The following is a 17,460-nucleotide window of genomic DNA, read 5'->3' on the forward strand; positions in this document are numbered from 1 at the left end:
ACAGGGACGCAAATGCCCGTGGGAACACGCAAGGACCGCTTCTGGTCGTACCTGATCTGGCCGCTGCTCTGGCCGCTGCTGTTGGCCCAGGCAGCCCTGGTATTGCTCTGCCTGTTGGTGGGGGTGGTGCTGTGGGTGGCTACCCCCGACCCGACGTCCTGGGCCGAGTCCGCCTGGCTGCTGTTGGCCTTGCTGGTGGGCACCGCCCTGACCGTTTCGGCGTTCCTCCTGCAGCTGCGTCACAGGATGTATGAGTGCGAGAACCAGATCGAATCCCGGCTCGGCCGCATCGAGCGGTTGCTGCAGGAGACCGAACAGCTGTTGCCGCGTTGGCTGGGGTTGCCCAGGCAGCTTTCGTACTACGAAGGCTCGGTCACTGGGCGGCTGGAGAAGCTGCATGATGGCATGGTCGAGTTGCAGTCCAGGCTCGGGCTGGTGCCAAGCCTGGATGGCCTGCTGATGACCAGCCAGCGCCCGGTCATGCTGCTTTATCACGGGCGAATCGTGGGCGCCAATCTGGCCATGGAACAGCTTCTTGGAGATAGTCAGGAGGCACTGGAGGGGCAGGACCCCGCGACTCGCTTGATCGCTACCGAGGCGGCGGGAAGCAAGCCGGCCGAGGTGCAGGTACTGGATGGCGAAAGCCGCTGGCGCACCTTTCAGGTGGAGTGGCTGGATGCATCCCCCTATCAGCTGTTGCTCTTCGAGCGCGCCAGTACGCATGAGCTCGGGGGGCTGCTGGCCGCCAGGGAACGTGCCCGTGAGGACTCACGGCTGAAATCGCGTTACCTGACCTTGCTGCAGCGTGAGCTGGAGCCGCTGTTGTCCGAACTGTCCCAAGAGATGAAGGGCGCCAGTGATCGAGTCGATCCGCACCGCCACGCTCAGTTGAGGGAGCGCATCGCCGACATCCTGCTGCTGATAAGCAGCCTGGCGGGTGAGCAGGGCGAAGAGACGCTGCGCGATGCGCGGCTTTCGTCCGATCAGGCTGGCCCGCTGCGCGTGCTGGTCGTCGACGACGGCCCGGTCAATCGCATGCTGGCGAGCCAGGTGCTGGAGCGGCAGGGGCTACGGGTCGATAGCGTTGCCAGCGGCCTGGAGGCGCTGGAGCGCCAGCGGCAGCATACCTACGACCTAGTGTTGATGGACATCTTCATGCCGGAAATGGACGGCGTCGAAGCCGCCAGGCGCTGGCGCGAGCAGGAAGTACAGCCGCCCGATGCCGGCCGCAGCATTCTGGTGGCCTTGACGGCCAATGCCACCGAGAGCGACTGGCGGCGCTTTCACGATGCTGGCATGGACGACTACCTGGCCAAGCCCTACGGGCCACGGGAACTGATCGAGCTGCTGCAGCGTTGGCGACCCGACGCATTCGAGGAATCTTCATCGACATGACCGTGGCTCTCACGCTTCTCGGCTACCTGGTGCTGGGTGCGGCGGCCGGTACCATGGCTGGGTTGTTCGGCGTTGGCGGTGGCTTGATCATGGTGCCGGCCCTGGCCTTCGCCTTTGGCCTGCAGAGCGTGGATGCCGGCATCGCCATGCACTTGGCGATCGGCACCTCGCTGGCCACCATTTTCGTTACCGGGGCCTCCTCGGCCTGGGCGCACTACCAGCGAGGCAGCATCCGTCGCGAGTGGTTCATGTCCCTGCTCCCCGGGCTGGTGCTGGGTGCGGTGGTCGGTGTGTTCGTGGCCGGTGCACTGTCGGGCGGACTGTTGGGCACCCTGTTCGGCGTCTTCGTGGTGCTGGTGGCTCTCAGGATGGCGCTGGGAATAGGTCCCAGGGCAGGTCGTGCGGCACCGGGGCGGCTGGGCATGGGGGTTGCCGGTTTGGTCATCGGAGGCGTCTCGGCGCTGTTCGGTATCGGCGGGGGAACACTCAGCGTGCCCTGGCTCTCCCGCTGCGGCGCCAGCATGACCCAGGCGGTGGGCACCTCCGCCGCCTGTGGCCTGCCCATCGCGCTGTTCGGCGCGCTGACTTTCATCGTGGTGGGTTGGAACCGTCCCTCGTTGCCGGTGGGCGCCACCGGCTTCGTGATGTGGCCCGCTTTCCTCGGTATCGTGCTCGCCAGCGTACCGTTCGCCAGGCTCGGCGTGCGCTTGGCCCATGTGCTTTCGGCCCGCACGCTGCGGCTCGCCTTTGCCGCGCTACTGTTGATCGTGGGGCTCCGCTTCCTGTTCTGAGGTAACCATGAACTATCCCGATATCGATCCCGTCGCTATCTCCCTTGGCCCCTTCCAGGTGCACTGGTACGGCCTGATGTACGTCGTCGGCTTCGTTGGCGCCTGGTGGCTCGGCCGGCTACGGGCCGAGCGCTTCGGCTTGACCCGGGACGACGTCGGCGACCTGCTGTTCTACGCCGCCGTTGGCGTGGTGGTGGGCGGCCGCCTGGGCTATGTGCTGTTCTACGGCCTGGGCCAGTGGGCCGCCGATCCGCTGTGGGTGTTTCGCGTGTGGGATGGCGGCATGAGCTTCCACGGCGGCCTGATCGGCGTGCTGCTGGCGGCGCTGTGGTTCGCACGCAAGAAGCGCATGGCCTTCTTCACGCTGACCGACTTCTTCGCTCCCATGGTGCCCATTGGCCTGGGCGCGGGGCGTATCGGCAACTTCATCAATCGTGAATTGCCGGGGCGGGTCACCGAGCTGCCCTGGGGCATGCCGTTTCCCGGCATGGGGCCGGAGCTTCGCCATCCCACGTCGCTCTATGAGGCCTTGCTCGAAGGTCTCGTGCTGTTCGTCATCCTGTGGTGGGTGTCGGCCAGGCCGCGTCGGCGCGGACTGGTTTCCGGCCTGTTCCTGCTGCTCTACGGCGTGTTCCGTTTCATGGTGGAGTTCTTCCGCCTGCCGGATGCCCATATCGGCTATCTCGCCTTTGGCTGGTTCACCATGGGCATGCTGCTGACGCTGCCGATGATCGCCTTCGGCATCGTGTTGATCGCCTGGTCACGGCGCCAGCCGGTGGATGAAGCGCAGGTCACGCAGTGATACCGAACGGGAGTAGGACGCCAGGCCGAGAGGCGATAGACTCTCGGCCTATCGAACATTCCATGCAGAGTCCGTCAACGATGCCAGATGACAACCCCCAGTTCGCTCTCGAACAGCCTGCCCTCGAAAAGCCCGCTCTTGAGCAACCCTACCTGGACCTGATGCGGCAGGTGCTGGAGCATGGCGTCGAGCGTTCGGACCGTACCGGGGTCGGCACGCGCTCGGTCTTCGGCCACCAGATGCGCTTCGATCTCTCCCGTGGCTTTCCGCTGGTGACTACCAAGAAGCTCCACCTGCGCTCGATCATCCACGAACTGCTGTGGTTCCTGCGCGGCGATACCAACGTCGCCTATCTCAAGGAAAACGGGGTCAGTATCTGGGACGAGTGGGCCGACGAAAACGGCGACCTGGGGCCCGTCTATGGTTACCAGTGGCGCAGCTGGCCCGACCCCCGCGGCGGCCACGTCGACCAGATCGCCAAGCTGCTGGAGCAGATTCGCACCAATCCCCGCTCACGGCGACTGATCGTTTCCGCCTGGAACCCGGCGCTGGTCGACGAGATGGCGCTGCCGCCGTGCCACTGCCTGTTCCAGTTCCACGTGGCCGAGGGGCGGCTCTCCTGCCAGCTCTACCAGCGCAGCGCCGACATCTTCCTCGGCGTGCCGTTCAATATCGCCAGCTATGCGCTGCTGACCCAGATGATCGCTCAGGTCTCGGGGCTCGAGCCGGGTGATTTCGTGCACACCCTAGGCGATGCGCACCTCTATCTCAACCACCTGGAGCAGGCCGAGCTGCAGCTGTCACGCACGCCGCGCCCGGCGCCCCGGCTGGTGCTCGACCCCAGCGTCGACTCCCTGTTCGATTTCCGCTTCGAGCACATCGCCATCGACGGCTACGACCCCCATCCCCATATCAAGGCCGAGGTGGCGGTATGACGGACGAGACCCTGGTGCCGGTGGCGATGATCGCCGCGGTGTCGCGTAACGGCGTGATCGGCGTCGACAACAAGCTGCCCTGGCACCTGCCCGAAGACCTCAAGTTCTTCAAGCGCATGACCCAGGCCAAGCCGCTGATCATGGGGCGCAAGACCTTCGCTTCCATTGGCCGGCCGCTGCCGGGCCGGCTCAATATCGTGGTGACCCGGGACGAAACCTTCCGGCACGATGGCGTGCGCGTCTGCCACGACCTCGAGTCGGCGCTATTCCTGGCCGACCAACAGGCCACCATCGACGCCGTCGAGGAGATCATGGTGATGGGCGGCGGCGAGATCTACGCCCAGGCGCTGCCCCATGCCAGCCGTATCTACCTGACCGAGGTGGATGTCGAGGTGGAGGGCGACACCCGTTTCCCCGAACTGGACGCGAGCGAGTGGCAAGAGGTGCAGCGGGTGCCGGGCACGCCCCACCCGGGCCAGCCGAACTACAACTTCGTGCAATACGAGCGCCGTTGAACTGCACATTGTCAGCGCCTCGCTTGTGGCACACACTTGCTGGATCATGGAAGCTTGCCCAACCGATATCCATCGCTGTGTCGTCAACGTGAGCCTGCCAGGAGGATGCTGGTTTTGATTGAACAAAGTTCACGTCACCTATTCAGTGCTCTGGAGGCTCGCGCCGCCGATGTGCTCGAGAAGCTGCATGGCTGCCACACGAAGATAGAGCAGCTGGAAGCCCGGCTCGCCGAAGCCGAAGCGGCGAAGCAGGAGCTGGAGGCAGCCCGCCTCGAATTGATGGAAGAAAACCGCGAGCTCGATGAGCAGAATCGCGAGCTCGAGGAGGACAACGCCCGCCTGCGCGAGCGGTTGCGCAAGGGCGAGCCGGCGCCCGTCTTCCCCGGCCCGGGGCGCCGTGCCCAAGGGCTCGCGGCGCTGATGGGCCAGCGCCCACGTGAGGATTCAACGCTGGAGAGCGCCGAACGCGAGGCGAGTGACGGCACCGAGCGCGGGCAGGCACAGCCACCAAACGAGCCATCGGCAGGCGCAGCGTCCGAACCTTCAAGCCCCTTCGCAGCTTCTCGGCCGCCAGCGCCCGCCGCGACAGTGAGCGAGCCTGGGGCCGGGCAAGGCCAAGCGGAAACGCAAGAATCGGAACAAGCGCGGGATCAAGCGCAGGAAGGGGACGCTTCGGCTGCTCAGGATGAGCGCCAGGGGCGGCTTGCCATCGAACAGGCGCCTTCCGCCGATGCACTGCTGAAGCAGTGGTACCAGCGCTACCCCAATACCTTCTTCAAGGGCCATACCCGGCCGCTCAAGGTGGGCATCCATCACGACCTCGCCGCCCGCGAACCCTGGCCCGAGAAACTGGTGCGCCGGGCCCTGGCGGGCTACGTCAACCTGCCGCGCTACCTCAAGGCCGTGCGTGAAGGCGCCGAACGCATCGACCTCGATGGCGCCCCCGCCGGCAACGTCGATGCCCAGGCCGCCGAATATGCCAAGCGCAAGCTGGAACGCCTGCAGAGCGAGCGGCGTGAGCGTGGCCGCACGTCGGGCGGAGCGCTTCAGCGCGACGGCAAGAGTACCCGCAGCGGCGAAGGCGCCGAAGGCCAGCCGCGCAAGGCCAAGCCCAGGCCGGCGGCACATGGCGCCAAGTCTGGCCCGGCAGGAAAAGAGGCTCCAACCGATACGCCCGCCACCCCGGCCGACCCCGAGGCTCGCCTCGAGGCCAAACTCTCCGCCCTGCTGGCCAAGCACAATGGCCAGGCGAAAGGGCATTGAGGACCCAGGCCTGGCCAGGCTTCGTCTGAAAGATCGGCGAGCGCAGGCCAGGGCTAGGCCCGTTCCCTACGGGCCAACGCACTTCCCATATCCTCATATCCTTGTGGGTCGCAAGGCAAAAGTCAGCGACAAATCGGCAGGAAAGCCGATTTGGGCAGCTCCGCTGCTCGAAGAGCGAGCGATAGGGATGTCGTGAGCCCAAGGGCGGAGTTACTGGGTGTAAATGAGTACCTTGAGCTGACTTTTAACGCCGTATGGCCAAGCGCAGCCAGCTTTCGGCCGAAGCCTAGCGTTAAAGACCGCTCTTGCCTCTCCTCTATCAGCGGGGCATGATGTGCGGGCTCATCGCTGCCAGGCATACTGACTGCCATTGCCTGCGGCACGCGGCCCCGGGCGGGAGCGCCCAAGACCGCATCAGCAGGGAAAAGTTCCGTCGGGGAGGCGGGCGTCGAAGGAAAACAGTGTTTTTTCTTATTGCGTTCCCATTTTCCCCGGTATAGAGTTCTACCTGCGAGCATTGGACTATAACAAGGCTTCGCTGAGGTCATGACCGGCCCTGGCGCTTCCTGAGAAGGAACCGAGCCACGTACGGCGGGACCCATGCCCGGCAAGCTACCTGCACCGATCACCGATCCGTGTAGTAACGATCGAAACAGTAAGCTAGTGAAAGGAACTATCGCGATGAAAAAGACACTGTTAGCGACTGCCATTGCCGGTGCCATGGTTTACGGCGCCACTGCTGCACAGGCCGCCACCGTTTACGACCAGGACGGCACTCAGCTGATCATCAACGGCCGTATCGCCATGGGCATCTCCGGTGGTGGTCATGAGGACGACCAGCTCGACCCGAAAGCCGGTGGTACTGAGTTCAAGGATGTCTACTCGCGTCTTGGCATCAGCATGAGCCATGACATCAGCCGTGACCTGCGCGCCTTCGGCCGCGTCGAGTGGCGCTTCAAGGGCGACGAGCGTGACCAGTCCGGCGGTTTTGCCGAAGTGCGTCACAGCTATATCGGCCTCGAGAGCCAGCCGTTCGGTACCGTGATGGCGGGTAACTTCGACAGCTTCTACAACAGCCATGTCATGGCGCCGTTCGACGTCTACATCGACCGTGGCTTCGAGTTCTCCAAGGGCGGTGCTGGCGGCGACCTGCAGGCTCGTGGTGACTCCCTCGGTTACATCACCCCTGACCTCGCTGGCTTCCAGGCTTTCCTGATGGGCAAGCACTACACCGGTAACGGCCTGGATTACGTGGACGGCGAAGATCGCTCCTCCGTGATCAACGTCCAGGGTGGCGTCAAGTACCAGTGGGAAGGTCTGCGTCTGGCCGTTGGTTTTGCCCAGGATCGCGACGACAACAACCTGATTTCTACCGGTTACACCAATCGTGATCGTCGCGGCGCCGACGAGAACATCTACGGCGCGACTGCTTCCTACGCCTTCAATGACAACTTCTCTGCGCGTCTGGGTTACGAGACTCAGGACTCTAACAGCGCAGGTCGTCAAGCTGCGGCCGATGCCTTTGATGCTGCTACTACCGAGGCTGAGGAAGAAGCGGCGCGTGCCGAATACAACCGTTATTCCGGTTACGATGTCTGGGGTCTGGGTGCCACCTACTCCCTGGGTCAGTGGGCCTTCAACGCCGACGTCTACCGCGTAAGCCCGGACAACGCTGACAGCCGCACTGCCTGGGCTCTTGGCAGCTACTACAAGGTGTCCAGCAACTTCGACGTCTTTGCCGAGCTGAACCGTCGTGATCAGGGCGACATCACTATCAGCACTGACTCTGGCGTCGATGTTGATGAGAATAACGACAACCTGTACTGGCTGGTTGGCGCTCGCTACCACTTCTAATCGCCCTGCCTAACGGCAAGCGATCGATAGAAGACACGTCGCTTCCAGCGACGACAGAACCGGCCCTTCGGGGCCGGTTTTCTTTTTTCTGCCATTCAGCGATGCCTTCTCTCTCTTGATGCAAGTCAATAAAGCTTTCGTTTCGCTGCCGTGAGTGTCGCCCATGCGGGACAGCCGCGGCGGAGCGGGTCAGAATCGAAGCCTGCCGATTCGTCAACGAGGAGAGGAGTCCGCTGATGAAGCCCCAGCCCCTGTTGCGGCCTTCGGCCGGTGCGGCCCGCTGCAAGCGCTGTGCCTTGCATGCTCGCTGCCTGCCCTTGGGGCTCGAGCACGATGCGCTGCAATCCTTTGATACCATCCTCAAGCTGCCGCAGGTCCTCAAGCGCGGCGAGGCCTTGGTGCGCCAGGGCGGGCGCTTCACCAGCCTCTACGTGGTGCGCTCCGGTAGCCTGAAGCAGAGTGTGGGTGCCCAGCCCGGCCAGCGCGGGCAGGTAATGAACTTCTACCTGCCGGGAGAGATCGTCGGCCTGGACGGTATCGGTGAGCCGCGCTACCACAGCAGCGTGGTGGCGCTGGAATCAACCTTCGTCTGCGAGCTGCCGTTCACCCGGCTGGAGGATCTCGCCGAGCAATTGCCGGAGCTGCGCGGGCAGCTCTACCGCTGCATGAGTCGCGAGCTGCGCAACGACCAGCGCACGCTGTGCCTGCTCTCGGGGCGCTCCGCCGACCAGCGCCTGGCGAGCTTCCTGTTGGGGCTCTCCGAGCGTTTCCGCAGCCGTGGTTACTCGCCCTACTGTTTCCGCCTCTCCATGTCCCGCTCCGACATCGCCAGTTATCTCGGCCTGGCACTGGAAACCGTCAGCCGCATGCTGGCCCGCTTTCAGGAACAGGACGTGCTCAGCGTCAGCGGCCGTGAGTTGACCATTCACGACCGGGAGGCGCTCGTGGCTCTGGCACAGGAAGGCATGGGCGCAGGGTGCCGGCTCAGCCCAGCCTAGCCTCCCCGTCCGATTGTTGCTTTTCTGATAGACTGGCTCGCCTGTTCAACCCTGATCCTGCGCGAGGAGCGGCTTTGGACCTTATCTGGTGGTTGGCCTACGTGGCCTTGGGGGGGCTGGTCGGTATCATGGCCGGCCTGTTGGGCATTGGCGGTGGCGGCATCATGGTCCCGATCCTGACCACCCTATTCGTCATCCAGGGCGTGCCGCATGAGCATCTGGCCCACCTGGCGCTGGGTACGGCGATGGCCGCCATCATTCCCGCTTCCACGGCAAGCCTTCTGTCGCATCAACGTCACCGCGCCGTGCGCTGGGAGATCGTTCGCTACCTGACACCCGGCATATTGGTGGGGACTTTCCTGGCCACGTTCATTGCCGCCCTGGTACCGACCCGGGGCCTGGCGGTCTTCTTTGCCTGCTTCATGATCCTGATGTCGCTGCAGATGTTGGCCAATCTCAAGCCCAAGCCGACGCGAAGCCTTCCTGGCGCGCTCGGCCTCGGCGGTGCAGGGCTGGGTATCGGTGGGGTGTCGGCTCTAGTGGCCATCGGCGGTGGCTCGTTGACCGTGCCGTTCCTGACCTGGTGCAACGTCAAGTTGCCCAAGGCCATCGGCACCTCTGCTGCCGCTGGCTTGCCCATTGCACTCGCTGGTGCCCTTGGCTATGTGATCAACGGCTGGGGGGTGCCCGGCCTGCCTGGCGCCGCGCTGGGCTTCGTCTACCTGCCGGCGCTGCTGTTGATGGCGCCGTTCAGCATCCTGATGGCGCCGGTCGGGGCAAAGCTGGCGCATCGCCTGCCCGTGGCCATGCTCAAGCGAATCTTTGCGTTCATGCTGATGGGGTTGGCGTTGCAGATGGTGTATGCCGTCTTCACGGCCTAGGCAGTCAATGCCGGGAAAAATGAAACGGCCACCCTGTACCGGGTGGCCGCGCCGGCCGAGGGACCTCAGGGGCTTGTCCGCCGGTCGGGAGTTGCCAATACGGCCTTGAGGTGAGCGAGATCGCGTGAAACGTCGGTTTCGACGAATTCCGCGAGCAGCCGCTCGGCCTCACGCTTGGCCGTCTGTTCCACGTATTCGGTATAGCTGATGACGATGGCATCGCAATAGCGACAGTGCAGCACGTCCGTTGGCTTCGGGTTGCCGTTCCAGAAATTGCTGCCGTTGCATTCGGGACACGCGACTTTCCTTGTGCGTTGAAACATCCTGGCCTCCTGCCTGAAAGTTCACCATTATTGCCAGCATCATCCTAGCACGAAACGGATGACCGTCATGTTACCGCTTATGAGCGATATGTAGCCGCACGCAGATCCTTCGGCCGCTGTATGCGACATACCGGACCTGCAGAGTCTGCATCTGAAGAATGGCAAGGCGGCTTGAGATTCTCTCACTTTCTATCAGTCAGAGTTGACGACGGGCACGGACAGAAAAAGAGGTAGCAAGGGGCTTGATTGGCGCCCCCATCAGGATTCGAACCTGAGACCTTCCCCTTAGGAGGGGGACGCTCTATCCAGCTGAGCTATGGGGGCAGCACGGCTGCGCATTATAAGGGCTTGTGGCGTCAAGTTAAACCGCTTGCCTGGCACGGGTTGCCAAGTACGGAGCCGACCCGCCATCATCGTGCTGTCTGGGAAGCCTGGAAAGCAAATGGAGATCGAGGAGTATCGACGCCACGATGCATTGGGGTTGGCCGAGCTGATTCGCCGTCGGCAGGTGAGTCGCGAGGAGGTATTCGAGGTCGCCTGCCGTGCCATCGAGCAAGGCAATCCACGCCTCGGGGCAGTGGTTCGCACGCGCTTCGAGCGTGCCCGGACCGAAGCCGATGCTATCGATGCCGGGTTGCCGTTTGCCGGCGTACCGACCCTGACCAAGGATCTGCTGATGGCCATCGAGGGCGAGCCACTGGCCTTCGGCAGCGCGGCCTTGGCGGAGTGGAAGCCGCCAATGGACTCGACCCTGGTTTCACGCCTGCGTCAGGCGGGGTTCGTCATCCTTGGCCAGACGGCCACCCCCGAGCTGGGACTGATGGGTATCACCGAGCCGCGGGCCTTCCCGCATCCCGTCAATCCCTGGAACAGCGGACACTCGCCGGGCGGCTCCAGCGGTGGCGCGGCCACGGCGGTTGCCGCAGGGTTGGTGCCGCTGGCGATGGCCGGCGACGGTGGCGGCTCGATCCGGATTCCCGCCAGCTACTGCGGACTGTTCGGGCTCAAGCCCTCGCGTGGGCGGGTGCCGCTGGGTCCCTTGCACGCCGAGGTGTGGCAGGGCGCCGTGGTGGAACATGCCGTGACTCGCTCGGTGCGGGACAGTGCCGCGCTGCTCGACGCCACCAACGGCATGGACGAGGGCGGCCCTTACCCTGTAAAGCGCGAACAGAGCTTCCTGGCGGCGCTCGAGCGCCCGCCCGAGCCGTTGCGCGTGGCAGTTTCGCTGGGAGAGCCCTTGGGCAGGCCGCTCGGTACCGTGCTCGACCCCGAGGTGCGCCAGGCGGTGCAAGCGGCGGCAAGAACGCTCGAAGGGCTCGGTCACCACGTCGAGTGGGCTGATCCGCCGGTGGATGGCCAGCGCCTCGCCACTGCCTATCTGACGCTCTATCTCGGTCATCTCAGCGCCGACCTTGCCTGGATTGCCCGCGAGACCGGCGTTCCCGTCTCACGCCTGGACATCGAACCTTCGACTCGCGCCATCGCTCGACTGGGGCGTAGCCTGCCGGTACGCGACTACGAGCTGGCCAAGCGCGACTGGAATGCGGCGGCGCGGGCCATGGGGGTGTTTCATCGCCGCCATGACGTACTGCTGATGCCGGTTGCCGCGGCACCGGCGCCGCGGCTAGGAGAACTCTACCCTCCGCCTGCGCATGAACGCTTGATGTCGCTGCTGGGGATTCCCGGCCTGCCGGCACTGGCACTCAAGGCGAACATGCTGCGCCATCTGGCGCGTGACGCCCTGGCTCGCACGCCCTATACCCAACTGGCCAATCTCACCGGGCAGCCGGCCATGTCGCTGCCGTTGCACATTACCGCGCAGGGCCTGCCGGTCGGCGTGCAAGTGGTCGGCGCCATGGGCGACGAGTGCCGTTTGCTGGCGCTGGCGGCACAGGTCGAGGCCGAGGTGCGCTGGGGGCAACACCTGCCCAGACTCCTGCAAGACAGGTAGAATGCGCGCCACACCCGCTTTTGCCAGGCTCTGCCATGAATGATTCCGCACCGCTTTCGCCTGCCGGCGACCGTCACTTCGACGGCCTGGCCAATAAGTTCGCCGGCAGCCTCTATGGCGGTCCGCGCGGCGCGCTGCGCCTGGCCATGCTCGACGAGCTGCTGCCGGCCATGCTCGAACTCGACGGCCAGCCGGTACTGGACGTGGGCGGCGGGCTGGGGCAGCTCTCCGCCTGGTTCGCCCAGCATGGCCACCCTGTCACGCTACTGGAGCCGGCCGGCGATATGCTCGAGCAAGCCCGGGAGGTGCTGTGCGGACTGCCGGTGAGCTTCGTTCAGGCCCCGCTGCAGGCGATACCGGAGCGTGCCAGCGGTCCGTGGCCGCTGATAGCCTGCCATGCCGTGCTGGAGTGGCTCAGCGATCCACGTGCTGCCTTCGCCACGCTGGCGGATGGGCTCGCACCCGGCGGCCAGCTGTCGCTGATGGTGTTCAATCGCGATGCGCTGCGCCTGTCCAACGTGGTCAAGGGCAACCTGCAGAAGGCGCTGGACGACCGCCTCGAGGGCACCGGCAGGCGCCAGCGGTTGACGCCCATTTCACCGCTGTGTCATGACCAGATATTCTCCTGGAGCCAGGAATGCGGGCTTTCGATTCGCTCGGTGGCGGGGATTCGCATCTTTCACGATTACCTGCGCCATCCTCCGGCGAGCGAGGACGACTGGCAGCGGCTAGTGGCACTGGAGCTGCGCTACTGCCAGGCCGAGCCGCACTGGCGGCTGGGACGCTACTTGCTCTATACGCTGGTGAAGGAGAGCGAACGGTCGTGCAAGGAGGACGCTTGATGAGTGCCGAAACGCCGGTATGTCAGCTGCTGGAACGCCAGGAGGCCGACTATCGCGGCTGGCTGTGGGTGGCGCCGCCGCGCGATGCCTGGCTCGAGGCGGGGCAGGGGAGTGTCGTCAGCGCCGACCATGGCGTGCTGCAGGCTTGGCGCGAACGCGACCGCACGGCCTGCTCGCCGTTCGCTGCCGGCTCCGTTGGTGAACCGTCCGGTGCAGTTCTGTTCTGGCCCAAGAGTCATGCGCTCGGTGAGTGGTGGTTGCTGTGGCTGTGCGCCAACCTGCCGCCGGGCACGCCGCTGCAACTGGTCGGCGAGAACCAGGGCGGCATCAAGCGCGTACTCAAGGTGCTGGCGGCATTGGGGCTGGGCTGCCGCAAGCGCGACAGCGCTCGGCGCTGCATCCTGTTCGAGACGCGCCTCGGCAATGTCGGCATCGATCCGGATGCGGCCTGGACCACTTTCGAAGCCGAGGGGCTGTGGCTTGCCAGCCACCCCGGCGTATTCGGCCACGGCAAGCTCGACGACGGCACTCGTCTGTTGCTCGACCAGCTCGAGCGTCATCTGCCAGGGCCTGAACGGGCGCAGGACGTACTCGACATGGGCTGTGGTGACGGTATTCTCGCCGCCTGGCTGGCGCGCCGTGGCCACACCGTGACGGCAGTCGACGTCAACGCCTTCGCGGTGGAGGCGACCCGGCGCACCCTTGCCGCCAATGGGCTCGAAGGGCAGGCCCTGGCCAGCGACGTCTACTCGGCGCTCGCCGGGCAACGCTTTGGCACCATCGTCAGCAATCCACCGTTTCACCAGGAGCGCAGCATCGACTATGGACCCGCTGGGCGCCTGATCCGCGAGGCGTCTGGGCATCTCCTGCCCGGTGGGGAGATATGGCTGGTGGCTAATGCCTTCCTGCCCTATCCGGACCTGCTGCAGAATGCCTTCGGTAGCTTCGAGATCCAGGCCGATGACCGGCGCTTTCGGGTCTATCGGGCGGGGGTGGTGGGGTCCCGGTAGGCGATATCCGTGATGACGTAGGTCGTATCGCCGGCCGGTGCCTTCACCGTGACGTCGTCGTCCAGCGACTTGCCCAGCAGCGCCTTGGCCAGCGGCGCATCGACGCTGATCCAGCGCTTGGCGGTATCGGTCTCGTCGTGGCCCACGATGCGGATATGAATCTCCTCGCCTTCCTCGTCCTCGAGAGTGACGAAGGCGCCGAAGTACACTTTTTCGGTATCTGCCGGCAGGCGGTCCACCACCTGCAGTTCGTCGAGCCGCTTGGTCAGGTAGCGGATGCGCGAGATGACCCGGTTGAGTTCCTTCTTGTTGTAGGTGTAGTCGGCGTTCTCGCTACGGTCGCCCAGTGCCGCGGCTTCACCCACCTTGGCCGAGAGGGCGGGGCGCTTGACCCGCGAGAGGTGGTCGAGAATGCCGCGCAGGCGCGCCGCCCCCTCGGCGGTGATCAGGTTGCTCTTGGGTTCCTGGCGCGGATCCTTGGCCGGGTCGCGCCAGCGCGTCATGTTGCGGCCCTTCATGCCTTTGCTTCCTCTTTCTGGCGAGACTGGCAACATACGCCATTGATCCCCGGTGAGCCAGGCCCACCTGATTATCGGACTGGCGTATCATTCAAACGTTCGTTACATTCTGGAAGGTCGGCAACGCCGTATCCAAGAACAAATCCTCACTAGGTAAGAAAGGAGTCTGGACATGCTACGACGTCAACTACTCGCCGCCGCCCTGGGCGCTGGCCTTCTGCTCGCACCGTTATCAGGTGCCCTGGCCTGGGAGAGTGAGGTCGAGGCGCTCAAGCAGCGCTGGGAGCAGGTCACCACCCGGCAGGCCGAAGGTCAGCGCCGCGGCTCGCTCAAGTCGCTCTCCGAGGAAGCGGAGCGATTGGTACAAGCGAACCCTGGTGCCGCCCAGCCGCTGATCTGGTACGGCATCATCGAGGCCTCGCATGCCCGTGAGCGCAGCGGCTTGGGGGCGCTCGGCAGCGCCCGTTCCGCTCGCGATGCCCTGGAACGCGCCATCGAGATCGATCCCCAGGGAGGCAACGGCTCGGCCTACGTCACGCTGGGCGCCCTGTACGATCGTGCGCCGGGCAGGCCCATTGGATTCGGCAACAGCGACACCGCCGAGCGCATGTTTCAGCGCGCCCTCGAGATTCGCCCCGACGGTATCGACGTCAACTATTACTATGCCGCCTTCCTCGAGGACGAGGGGCGCCGGGCGGAAGCGCGGGAGCATGCCCAGCGTGCCGTCGACGGCACCGCCCGCGAGGATCGTCAGGCCTCGGACGAGGCGCTGCGCGAGCAGGCCCGGGCGCTGCTCGCTCGGCTCTGACACGACTTGCCCATGCGCCTCGTTCGTGGGGCGCGTGGATTCGGCATGTGGCGGTTGGCATAGCCGGCTCCGGTCATGATAATGGTCGCCATTCGCAGACTCGGAGGTTTGCATGACCGATAATCATGATTGTGGCCGGGATGCCGACAGCCTGCCCAGCTTCAGCGGTGCCGACGTCGAGCTGATCGAGCGTCGCTGCCTGCATCAGGGCTTCTTTCGCCTGGACGAGGTGCACTTGCGCCATCGCCTGTTCGAGGGCGGCTGGAGCGGTGAGATGGTGCGTGAAGTGCATGTGCGCCACGATGCCGTGGGCGTGCTGCTCTATGATGTCGAACGGGACTGCGTGGTGCTGGTCGAGCAGATCCGTGCCGGTGCCCTGGACGATCCCGAGTCGCCGTGGAAACTCGAGATCGTCGCCGGTCTGATCGAGGCGGGCGAGAGCGCGGCCGAAGTGGCCCGACGAGAAGCCATGGAAGAAGCCGGCTGCGAGGTCTGTGATCTGATCGAGCTGCACACCTACTATCCGAGCCCCGGCGCCTGCTCCGAGCGAGTGACGCTGTTCTGTGCCCTGGTCGATTGTGACGGGCTGGGAGGCGTGCATGGCCTCGACGAAGAGCATGAGGATATCCGCGTCCACGTGTTACCGTTTAAGCAGGCCTGGGAACTCTTGCAGGCTGGGCGACTCGACAATGCCATGTGTCTGATCGCCTTCTACTGGTTGGCGGCCGAACGAGCATCACTACGTGCAAGGGGGTAGCGTGGCGAGAACCGCCTATGTCACCGATCTGAAGAGCCTGCAGGGTGAATGCAGCGCCAATTACCTGCGCCTGGTACGGCTGCTGGGCGACCTGGGGGCAGGCGAGACGCGCGAGTTCGAGTTGACCGGCGGACGTGGCCGGTTCGGCACCCTATGGCTGTCGGTGCTGGAGCAGGCGCCCTATACCACCATCGCTCGTGTGAGCCAGAGCAGCCTGATGGATGCCGTCATCGAGCCGCCCCGCATGCGCGTGCATCTCTACCACGACGTGCGCATGGCCGAGGTCACTGACTTCCAGCGCGAGCGTCATTTCAACGGTCGCTACCGCTATCCCAACGTGCGCATGTTCCAGCCCGACGAGAAGCTTCAGCTCAACCGCTTCCTGGGTGAATGGCTCGCCCATGGCCTGGCTCACGGGCACCCGACCAACGTCACGGAGCAGCCCGGATGATGCGGCTGGTCCAGATCAGCGACTGCCACCTGCATGCCGACCCCGGCGCCCGTTCCCGCGCCGGCTTCCCGATGCGTCAGCTCGAATCGGTGGTGGCGGCCGTGCGGGCCGAGCGCCCGGATATGGTCATCGTCAGCGGCGACATCAGCCAGGACGAGACGGCGGCTTCCTACCAGCATGCTCACCGGATCCTCTCGACGCTGGAGTGTCCCTGGTTCTGGCTGGGTGGCAACCATGATCAGCAGGAGCTGATGAGGGACATCAAGGCCATCCACGACGACATCGACCTGGCCAACTGGCGGCTGGTGGTCGCGGATACCTGCGTCAAGGGCCATGCCCATGGTGAACTGGGCGAGGAGCGGATCGGCGAACTGATCGGACGCCTGGAGCAGGATGAGCGTCCTACGCTGCTGGTCATGCACCATCCGCCGCTCACGGTCGGCTCGGCATGGCTCGACGAGATAGGCCTCCGGGATCGCGACGCCCTGTGGCAGGCGCTGGCGCCATTCCCGCAGGTCAAGGCCATCCTCTGCGGACATATCCACCAGGCCTTTGCCGGCCGCCAGCGACTCGAGCACGGCGAGGTCATGGTCTACGGTTGCCCCTCGACCACCGACCAGTTCCTGGGCGGCTCCGACGGCTTCGCGATCGACGAGGCGTCGCGACCGGGCTACCGGGTCTTCGATCTGAGCGGCGAAGCGTGGCTGACCTGGGTCGAGCGCGTCGATCTGTGATGTTCGATTCGTTTTTGATCTAAAAAGATAGGTAATCATTCTTTTACGTTATTATCGACCCGGCGTTACCCTGTGCGCATGATCCTTACTGCCCATCGTCATGCGAGGTACCCGGGCCGATGACCAGTCTCAAAGCTCCCGAGCAACAGCCGGTATCCCAGGTTGCCGGCTCGCAGGCATCCCTGTCACCGCGCCGGCTGACCCATCTTCAGCAGCTGGAAGCCGAGTCGATCCACATCATCCGCGAGGTGGCGGCCGAGTTCCGCAACCCGGTCATGATGTACTCCATCGGCAAGGACTCCTCGGTGATGCTGCATCTGGCGCGCAAGGCCTTCTATCCCGGGCCGCCGCCGTTCCCGCTGCTGCACGTCGACACCACCTGGAAGTTCCGCGAGATGATCGCCTTCCGCGACCGCATGGCCGCCGAGGTGGGCATGGAGCTGCTGGTGCACACCAACGAGGAGGGGCGTGCCGCCGGCATCAACCCCTTCGATCACGGCTCAAGCGGCTATACCGACGTAATGAAGACCCAGGCGCTCAAGCAGGCGCTGGACAAGTACGGCTTCGACGCCGCCTTCGGCGGTGCCCGCCGCGACGAGGAAGCCAGCCGTGCCAAGGAGCGGGTGTTTTCG

At 64.8% G+C, this 17,460-nt stretch carries 19 protein-coding genes and 1 tRNA gene; 17 read left to right on the forward strand and 3 right to left on the reverse strand.

Features of this window, described 5'->3' with window-relative positions; genetic code table 11:
* Window positions 1-18: 18 nt before the first annotated feature.
* The 9 genes from ACUY1T_RS14430 to ACUY1T_RS14470 all read left to right on the forward strand — a co-directional run bounded on the left by ACUY1T_RS14430 (window position 19) and on the right by ACUY1T_RS14470 (window position 9,434).
* Entirely contained in the window at window positions 19-1,395 is a 1,377-nt protein-coding gene (locus tag ACUY1T_RS14430) for a response regulator (protein WP_446023934.1), read from the forward strand.
* On the forward strand, window positions 1,392-2,186 hold the full coding sequence (locus ACUY1T_RS14435) for a sulfite exporter TauE/SafE family protein (protein WP_446023936.1): 795 nt from the start codon (window positions 1,392-1,394) through the stop codon (window positions 2,184-2,186). Before ACUY1T_RS14430 ends, ACUY1T_RS14435 begins: the two co-directional genes overlap by 4 nt.
* A gap of 7 nt (window positions 2,187-2,193) precedes the next feature.
* The gene (gene lgt / locus ACUY1T_RS14440) at window positions 2,194-2,988 is read left to right on the forward strand and encodes a prolipoprotein diacylglyceryl transferase (RefSeq protein ID WP_446023937.1); all 795 of its coding nucleotides are present in this window, start codon (window positions 2,194-2,196) and stop codon (window positions 2,986-2,988) included.
* A gap of 80 nt (window positions 2,989-3,068) precedes the next feature.
* A complete protein-coding gene (locus ACUY1T_RS14445; RefSeq protein WP_446023939.1) occupies window positions 3,069-3,923 on the forward strand; it encodes a thymidylate synthase in 855 nt (284 codons plus the stop codon).
* Window positions 3,920-4,438: a dihydrofolate reductase gene (locus ACUY1T_RS14450; RefSeq protein ID WP_446023941.1), complete on the forward strand. Its 519-nt coding sequence runs from the start codon at window positions 3,920-3,922 to the stop codon at window positions 4,436-4,438. Before ACUY1T_RS14445 ends, ACUY1T_RS14450 begins: the two co-directional genes overlap by 4 nt.
* A 114-nt stretch (window positions 4,439-4,552) precedes the next feature.
* Window positions 4,553-5,701, forward strand: coding sequence for a ProQ/FINO family protein (locus tag ACUY1T_RS14455; protein WP_446023943.1), 1,149 nt, complete (start codon window positions 4,553-4,555; stop codon window positions 5,699-5,701).
* 681 nt (window positions 5,702-6,382) lie between these two features.
* Window positions 6,383-7,555 carry a porin gene (locus ACUY1T_RS14460; RefSeq protein ID WP_446023945.1) on the forward strand — a complete coding sequence of 391 codons (1,173 nt, stop codon included), beginning with the start codon at window positions 6,383-6,385 and terminating at the stop codon, window positions 7,553-7,555.
* A gap of 236 nt (window positions 7,556-7,791) precedes the next feature.
* Window positions 7,792-8,553, forward strand: a complete 762-nt coding sequence (gene fnr, locus ACUY1T_RS14465; RefSeq protein ID WP_446023947.1) for a fumarate/nitrate reduction transcriptional regulator Fnr — start codon at window positions 7,792-7,794, stop codon at window positions 8,551-8,553.
* A gap of 74 nt (window positions 8,554-8,627) precedes the next feature.
* On the forward strand, window positions 8,628-9,434 hold the full coding sequence (locus ACUY1T_RS14470; RefSeq protein WP_446023949.1) for a sulfite exporter TauE/SafE family protein: 807 nt from the start codon (window positions 8,628-8,630) through the stop codon (window positions 9,432-9,434).
* A 65-nt stretch (window positions 9,435-9,499) separates the two neighbouring features.
* Here ACUY1T_RS14470 and ACUY1T_RS14475 read toward each other — a convergent pair whose 3' ends face one another.
* Both ACUY1T_RS14475 and ACUY1T_RS14480 read right to left on the reverse strand, forming a co-directional pair.
* A complete protein-coding gene (locus ACUY1T_RS14475; RefSeq protein WP_446023951.1) occupies window positions 9,500-9,757 on the reverse strand; it encodes a hypothetical protein in 258 nt (85 codons plus the stop codon).
* Between the two features lie 247 nt (window positions 9,758-10,004).
* Window positions 10,005-10,081, reverse strand: a tRNA-Arg gene (locus ACUY1T_RS14480).
* Window positions 10,082-10,199: 118 nt separating this feature from the next.
* Between ACUY1T_RS14480 and ACUY1T_RS14485 the strand changes: the two genes are divergently transcribed.
* The 3 genes from ACUY1T_RS14485 to ACUY1T_RS14495 are packed head-to-tail and all read left to right on the forward strand — an operon-like array spanning window position 10,200 to window position 13,560.
* Complete coding sequence (locus ACUY1T_RS14485; protein WP_446023952.1) at window positions 10,200-11,708, forward strand: amidase; 1,509 nt, start codon at window positions 10,200-10,202, stop codon at window positions 11,706-11,708.
* A gap of 35 nt (window positions 11,709-11,743) precedes the next feature.
* Entirely contained in the window at window positions 11,744-12,550 is an 807-nt protein-coding gene (locus ACUY1T_RS14490; RefSeq protein ID WP_446023954.1) for a methyltransferase domain-containing protein, read from the forward strand.
* Complete coding sequence (locus ACUY1T_RS14495; RefSeq protein WP_446023956.1) at window positions 12,550-13,560, forward strand: methyltransferase; 1,011 nt, start codon at window positions 12,550-12,552, stop codon at window positions 13,558-13,560. The genes ACUY1T_RS14490 and ACUY1T_RS14495 overlap by 1 nt, the downstream gene beginning before the upstream one ends.
* On the opposite strand, the gene greB is transcribed toward ACUY1T_RS14495, so the two are convergent.
* Entirely contained in the window at window positions 13,530-14,078 is a 549-nt protein-coding gene (gene greB / locus ACUY1T_RS14500) for a transcription elongation factor GreB (RefSeq protein WP_446023958.1), read from the reverse strand. The genes ACUY1T_RS14495 and greB overlap by 31 nt on opposite strands.
* A gap of 172 nt (window positions 14,079-14,250) precedes the next feature.
* Between greB and ACUY1T_RS14505 the strand changes: the two genes are divergently transcribed.
* From ACUY1T_RS14505 to cysD, 5 genes are all read left to right on the forward strand, one after another.
* Window positions 14,251-14,886 (forward strand): hypothetical protein, encoded by a 636-nt coding sequence (locus ACUY1T_RS14505; RefSeq protein ID WP_446023960.1) that lies wholly within the window; start codon window positions 14,251-14,253, stop codon window positions 14,884-14,886.
* Window positions 14,887-14,998: 112 nt separating this feature from the next.
* Window positions 14,999-15,643, forward strand: coding sequence for an NUDIX domain-containing protein (locus tag ACUY1T_RS14510; RefSeq protein ID WP_446023962.1), 645 nt, complete (start codon window positions 14,999-15,001; stop codon window positions 15,641-15,643).
* 1 nt (window position 15,644) lies between these two features.
* Window positions 15,645-16,094 (forward strand): DUF1249 domain-containing protein, encoded by a 450-nt coding sequence (locus ACUY1T_RS14515; RefSeq protein WP_446023964.1) that lies wholly within the window; start codon window positions 15,645-15,647, stop codon window positions 16,092-16,094.
* A complete protein-coding gene (locus ACUY1T_RS14520; protein WP_446023982.1) occupies window positions 16,094-16,828 on the forward strand; it encodes a phosphodiesterase in 735 nt (244 codons plus the stop codon). Before ACUY1T_RS14515 ends, ACUY1T_RS14520 begins: the two co-directional genes overlap by 1 nt.
* A 119-nt stretch (window positions 16,829-16,947) precedes the next feature.
* A partial coding sequence (cysD, locus tag ACUY1T_RS14525; RefSeq protein WP_446023966.1) for a sulfate adenylyltransferase subunit CysD occupies window positions 16,948-17,460 on the forward strand: 513 nt, incomplete at its 3' end.

The organism is Billgrantia sp. Q4P2, assembly GCF_052806135.1.

Excerpts from the sequence above, each read along its gene's own strand:
- ACUY1T_RS14435 (WP_446023936.1), top strand. The coding sequence starts at position 1,392 with ATGACCGTGGCTCTCACGCTTCTCGGCTACCTGGTGCTGGGTGCGGCG.
- lgt (WP_446023937.1), top strand. The coding sequence starts at position 2,194 with ATGAACTATCCCGATATCGATCCCGTCGCTATCTCCCTTGGCCCCTTC.
- ACUY1T_RS14445 (WP_446023939.1), top strand. The coding sequence starts at position 3,069 with ATGCCAGATGACAACCCCCAGTTCGCTCTCGAACAGCCTGCCCTCGAA.
- ACUY1T_RS14450 (WP_446023941.1), top strand. The coding sequence starts at position 3,920 with ATGACGGACGAGACCCTGGTGCCGGTGGCGATGATCGCCGCGGTGTCG.
- ACUY1T_RS14460 (WP_446023945.1), top strand. The coding sequence starts at position 6,383 with ATGAAAAAGACACTGTTAGCGACTGCCATTGCCGGTGCCATGGTTTAC.
- fnr (WP_446023947.1), top strand. The coding sequence starts at position 7,792 with ATGAAGCCCCAGCCCCTGTTGCGGCCTTCGGCCGGTGCGGCCCGCTGC.
- ACUY1T_RS14475 (WP_446023951.1), bottom strand. The coding sequence starts at position 9,757 with ATGTTTCAACGCACAAGGAAAGTCGCGTGTCCCGAATGCAACGGCAGC.
- ACUY1T_RS14485 (WP_446023952.1), top strand. The coding sequence starts at position 10,200 with ATGGAGATCGAGGAGTATCGACGCCACGATGCATTGGGGTTGGCCGAG.
- ACUY1T_RS14490 (WP_446023954.1), top strand. The coding sequence starts at position 11,744 with ATGAATGATTCCGCACCGCTTTCGCCTGCCGGCGACCGTCACTTCGAC.
- ACUY1T_RS14495 (WP_446023956.1), top strand. The coding sequence starts at position 12,550 with ATGAGTGCCGAAACGCCGGTATGTCAGCTGCTGGAACGCCAGGAGGCC.
- greB (WP_446023958.1), bottom strand. The coding sequence starts at position 14,078 with ATGAAGGGCCGCAACATGACGCGCTGGCGCGACCCGGCCAAGGATCCG.
- ACUY1T_RS14505 (WP_446023960.1), top strand. The coding sequence starts at position 14,251 with ATGCTACGACGTCAACTACTCGCCGCCGCCCTGGGCGCTGGCCTTCTG.
- ACUY1T_RS14510 (WP_446023962.1), top strand. The coding sequence starts at position 14,999 with ATGACCGATAATCATGATTGTGGCCGGGATGCCGACAGCCTGCCCAGC.
- ACUY1T_RS14520 (WP_446023982.1), top strand. The coding sequence starts at position 16,094 with ATGCGGCTGGTCCAGATCAGCGACTGCCACCTGCATGCCGACCCCGGC.